This window comes from Streptomyces niphimycinicus, from assembly GCF_018883605.1.
In the GTDB taxonomy this organism is placed as follows: domain Bacteria; phylum Actinomycetota; class Actinomycetes; order Streptomycetales; family Streptomycetaceae; genus Streptomyces; species Streptomyces niphimycinicus.
On record NZ_JAHLEM010000458.1, the window covers coordinates 1 to 4,452 of the forward strand.

A 4,452-nucleotide genomic window follows, 5' to 3' on the forward strand; every position below is an offset into this window, starting at 1 on the left:
TATCCCGGAAACCATGCTCCTCGAACAGCGAGCACTCCCACAACGCCGACTCCACCAACGCCTCCGGCGTGGCCTTCCCGTACTTCTCCAGCAGCCGCTTGTCCAGCGACCCCGCGTTCACCCCGATACGGATCGGCACACCCGCGTCCGAGGCCGCCCGCGCGATCTCCTTGACCTTGTCGTCGAACTGCCGGATGTTCCCCGGATTCACCCGCACCGCCGCACACCCGGCATCGATCGCCGCGAACACATACTTCGGCTGGAAATGAATGTCCGCGATCACCGGGATCTGCGACTTCTTCGCGATCACCGGCAACGCGTCCGCGTCATCCTGCGACGGACACGCCACCCGCACGATCTGACAACCCGACGCCGTCAGCTCCGCGATCTGCTGGAGCGTCGCCCCGATATCCGCCGTCACCGTCGTCGTCATCGACTGAACCGAGACCGGAGCGTCGCCGCCCACGGCCACCGGACCGACCTGGAGGCGGCGGGAGACCCGGCGTGGTGCGAGCGGCCTGCCCGGCATGGCGGGCAGGCCGAGTGCCACCGGTTGTGCTGAGCTCATCCCGTCACCCGTTGCTTCCGGCGGCGGTCTCCCGGGCGGCGCGCAGCGACTCCTTGAGGGAGCCCATGGTCGCCAGGACCGCGGTGGGCTCATAGCCGCAGTGGGCCATGCAGTTGTCGCAGCGCGGGTCCTTGCCGCGGCCGTACTTGTCCCAGTCGGTCTCCTCGACCAACTCGCGGTAGGTCGGCACATAGCCGTCGCTCATCAGATAGCAGGGGCGCTGCCAGCCGAAGAGCGAGTAGTTGGGGATGCCCCACGCGGTGCACGGGAAGTCCGCCTTGCCCTCGAGGAAGTCGAGGAAGAGCGGGCTGTGGTTGAGCCGCCAGCGGCGCCGGTTGCCTCCGGCGAACGCCTTGCGGAACAGCTCGCGGGTCTGCTCGACGCCCAGGAAGTGCTCCTGGTCGGGCGCCTTCTCATAGGCGTAGGCGGGCGAGATCATCATCTCGTCCACCTTCAGCTCGTCATTGAGGAAGTCGAGCACGTCGACGACGGTCTGCGGGGTGTCGGTATTGAAGAACGTGGAATTGGTGGTGACCCGGAAGCCGCGCCGCTTGGCCTCCTTGATGGCCTCCACCGCCTCGTCGAACACCCCCTCCTTCGCCACCGATTCGTCGTGCCGCTCCCGCAGCCCGTCGATGTGCACCGCGAAGGCGAAGTACGGGGAGGGGGTGAACAGATGCATCTTCTTCCGCAGCAGCATCGCGTTGGTGCACAGGAAGACATACTTCTTCCGCTGCACCAGTTGCCGGGCGATCTCGTCGATCTGCGGATGCATCAGGGGCTCGCCGCCCGCGATGGACACCATCGGCGCACCCGACTCCAGCACCGCGCCGACCGCCTGGGCGACGGGCATGCGCTGCTTGAGGACCCCTGCCGGATGCTGGATCTTTCCGCAGCCCTCGCACTTGAGATTGCACGCGAACAGCGGCTCTAGCTCGACGATCAGCGGGAACTTGTCCCGCCGCTTGATCATCTTCTGTTCAAAGAGATACGTCGCGACCCGGATGGTCTGGCGGAGAGGCATGGCCATCTAGCTCACCTCCTGGGAGCAGCGAAGAACGGTGCCAGTGAAAGAAAGCGGGAAGAACGGTCCGCAGTACCCGGAAAGCTGATATTCCACCGCGCAGCGTGCCGATACGGACGAGTTCATGTTCAGGAGCGTCCACGACCACCCGGACGGCCGCAACCGGACGGACGCCGTGGCTTACCGCGGTGCGCAGGGTCGCGGCGGACTCCATGTCCACCGCGATGGCGCCGGTGCTGTGCAATGCGGCCCGTTCCGCACCGCGCACCACATGGTCGGAGCCCACCACCGGGCCGATGTGAACTCTCCGGCGGGGGCCGCCGGGGATCGGATGTGACAGGGCGTCGGCGAGGATCCGGGTGCCGGTGCATTCGGTGCGGCCCGCCGGATCGCGGGTCTCGTCGGCGACAACGATGTCCCCGGGGTGTATCCCGGGGGCCAGTCCGGCGCAGAAGCCGGTGGCGATGACGGCGGTGCGCGGCTGCCCGCACACCTCCGGCTCGCCGGGCTCACCGGACCTTCCGGTCAGCGCCCGGGTCACGGCGCGCTCGGCGGCCTGCGGCCCCATGCCCGTACGGAGCACGGTCACGGGCCCGGCGGCGGCGCCGGTCCCGGCGCCGCGCAGGGCGAACCGCTCGATGCCGAGCGCACAGGCGATCAGCAGCGCGGCACCGTCGGCCTCCGGGGCCGGATCGGCTGACATCAGCCGCTCCGCGGTCGCGCCCCGGTGGGCTCGCCGTGGACATACCGGCCGAGTGCCGTGACCGGGAAGACCTGCCGGTACAGGTGGTAGTTGATGGAGAAGTCCCAGGGGAAGCCGGTGCCGGTGAAGTACGGCTCGTCCCAGGAGCCGTCCTCCCGCTGGGTCTCGGCGAGCCAGGTGACCCCGCGCTCGACGGCCGAGCCGTCCCGCTCCCCCGCCGCCAGCAGCGCGAGCAGCGCCCACGCCGTCTGCGAGGCGGTGGAGGCGCCCCTGCCCATCCATTCGGCGTCGAGGTAGGAGCGCTGGTCCTCGCCCCAGCCGCCGTCCTCGTTCTGGACGCTCTCCAGCCAGCGGACGGCCCGGCGGACCGCCGGATGGGAGGCCGGGACGCCCGCGGCGATCAGGGCGGGGACGACGGAGCCGGTGCCGTAGACGTAGTTGGTGCCCCAGCGGCCGAACCAGGCGCCGCTCGGCTCCTGCTCGGACAGCAGCCAGGCGATACCGCGCCGGGTGCGGGCGTCGTACGTCCTCCCTTCGTGGGCGAGCATCTCGACGACATGCGCGGTGACATCGGCCGACGGCGGGTCGACGACCTCACCGAAGTCGCAGAACGGCAGCTTGTTGGGGAGCGGGCTGGTGTTGTCGACGTCGAACGCGCCCCATGCCCCGTTCTTGGACTGCATGCCCAGGGTCCAGCGCATGGCGCGCCGCACGGCCGCCTCGATCCGCTCGGGCTCGGGGTGGTCGACCCGGCGCAGCGCCAGGACGACCTCGGCGGTGTCGTCGATGTCGGGGTAGTTGTCGTTGTGGAATTCGAACGCCCAGCCGCCGGAGGGGAGACCGGGCCGCCGCACCGACCAGTCCCCGGGCCGGTCGATCTGCTCGGCCAGCATCCAGTCGGCGGCCTTGACCAGCGCCGGGTGGTCCGGGGGGAGCCCGGCGTCGGCGAGCGCGATGGCGGCCAGGCAGGTGTCCCAGACCGGGGACTGACAGGCTTCGATCATCCGGCTGCCGTCCTCGCGCCACACCGCGAAGCGGTCGAGCGACTCCAGACCGGCGCGCATCACCGGGTGGTCGAGGTCGTAGCCGCACAGATGGAGGGCGATGACGGAGTAGACGGCGGGTGGCTGGATGCCGCCCCAGCAGCCGTCGTTCTCCTGGCGCTCCACGATCCAGCGGGCGCAGGAGCGCAGCGCGGCCCGGCGCAGCGGGCGGAAGGCGACCTTGTGGTAGGCGTGCAGGGCCCGGTCCAGCCGCTGGAAGGCGCCGTCCCAGGAGGCGATGGGGGCCGGCGGGCGGGGCGGGTTGGGTCTGCGGGCGTCGGTGTGGAGCTCGTCGAGGGGGAAGGGGGCCGGGCGCACCGGCCGTTTGGCCGAGACGATGGTCAGCGGCACGATGGTCTGCCGGGCCCAGCAGCCGAAGTCGTAGATGTTGAGCGGCAGCCACTTCGGGAAGTAGATGATCTCCGGTGGCAGCTCGGGCAGGTCCTCCCAGCGCCACCAGCCGAAGAGGGCCAGCCAGATCCGGGTGAACACCCTGGCCGCCGCGATGCCGCCGCGGGAGCGCACCCAGGCGGAGGCGGCGGCCATATGGGGGGCGTCGGGCTCGTCCCCGGCCAGCCGCAGGGCGACATACGCCTCGATGGTGGTGGAGAGCTCGGGCGGGCCGCCGTGGAAGGAGGCCCAGGTGCCGTCGGCGCCCTGCTGGGAGCGGAGGAAGCGGGCCGCGGCGTCGAGGGTGTCGGGGTCCTGGATGCCGAGGAACTGCCGGAGCATCAGATCCTCGGCATCCATGGTGACGTTGGTCTCCAGGTCGCCCTTCCACCAGCCCCGCTCGTCCTGGCGGGACAGCAGGTGCTCCACCGCACGCGCCGTCGCGTCACGGGCGACGCTTAAGGTTTTGGACTCGGATGACTCGGAGGGTTGGACGGTTGGTGTCGCTGTCATGGCTTCCCCTCTGCAGTGTGGTCATCTGCCGTCTTTGGGGCTTCCGTCGGCCGGCACCCCGGCTGGGTGCCGGCCGGCGACTGCGAACTAGCGGTCCATGGCGATCATCTCTCTCGTACGACGACGAAATCGGCGAGCGCCACGAACCGCGCCCGGATCTCGGCGGGCATGTCCACCGAGTCCAGCGCCGCCAGGGCGGTCGCATGCTGTC

The 4,452-nt window shown here is 70.2% G+C and carries 4 protein-coding genes; all 4 read right to left on the minus strand.

The features are described from left to right. Positions 1-568: flavodoxin-dependent (E)-4-hydroxy-3-methylbut-2-enyl-diphosphate synthase (locus KN815_RS32620; RefSeq protein ID WP_216345462.1), on the minus strand; the 568-nt coding region annotated here is incomplete at its 3' end. Between the two features lie 4 nt (positions 569-572). Then, complete coding sequence (gene hpnH, locus KN815_RS32625; protein ID WP_216345463.1) at positions 573-1,598, minus strand: adenosyl-hopene transferase HpnH; 1,026 nt, start codon at positions 1,596-1,598, stop codon at positions 573-575. After that, positions 1,549-2,295: a phosphorylase family protein gene (locus KN815_RS32630; RefSeq protein WP_216345464.1), complete on the minus strand. Its 747-nt coding sequence runs from the start codon at positions 2,293-2,295 to the stop codon at positions 1,549-1,551. Before KN815_RS32630 ends, hpnH begins: the two co-directional genes overlap by 50 nt. Further along, positions 2,295-4,241, minus strand: coding sequence for a squalene--hopene cyclase (gene shc, locus KN815_RS32635; RefSeq protein ID WP_216345465.1), 1,947 nt, complete (start codon positions 4,239-4,241; stop codon positions 2,295-2,297). The genes KN815_RS32630 and shc overlap by 1 nt, the downstream gene beginning before the upstream one ends. Between the last annotated feature and the right edge of the window lie 211 nt (positions 4,242-4,452).

Excerpts from the sequence above, each read along its gene's own strand:
- hpnH (WP_216345463.1), bottom strand. The coding sequence starts at position 1,598 with ATGGCCATGCCTCTCCGCCAGACCATCCGGGTCGCGACGTATCTCTTT.
- KN815_RS32630 (WP_216345464.1), bottom strand. The coding sequence starts at position 2,295 with ATGTCAGCCGATCCGGCCCCGGAGGCCGACGGTGCCGCGCTGCTGATC.
- shc (WP_216345465.1), bottom strand. The coding sequence starts at position 4,241 with ATGACAGCGACACCAACCGTCCAACCCTCCGAGTCATCCGAGTCCAAA.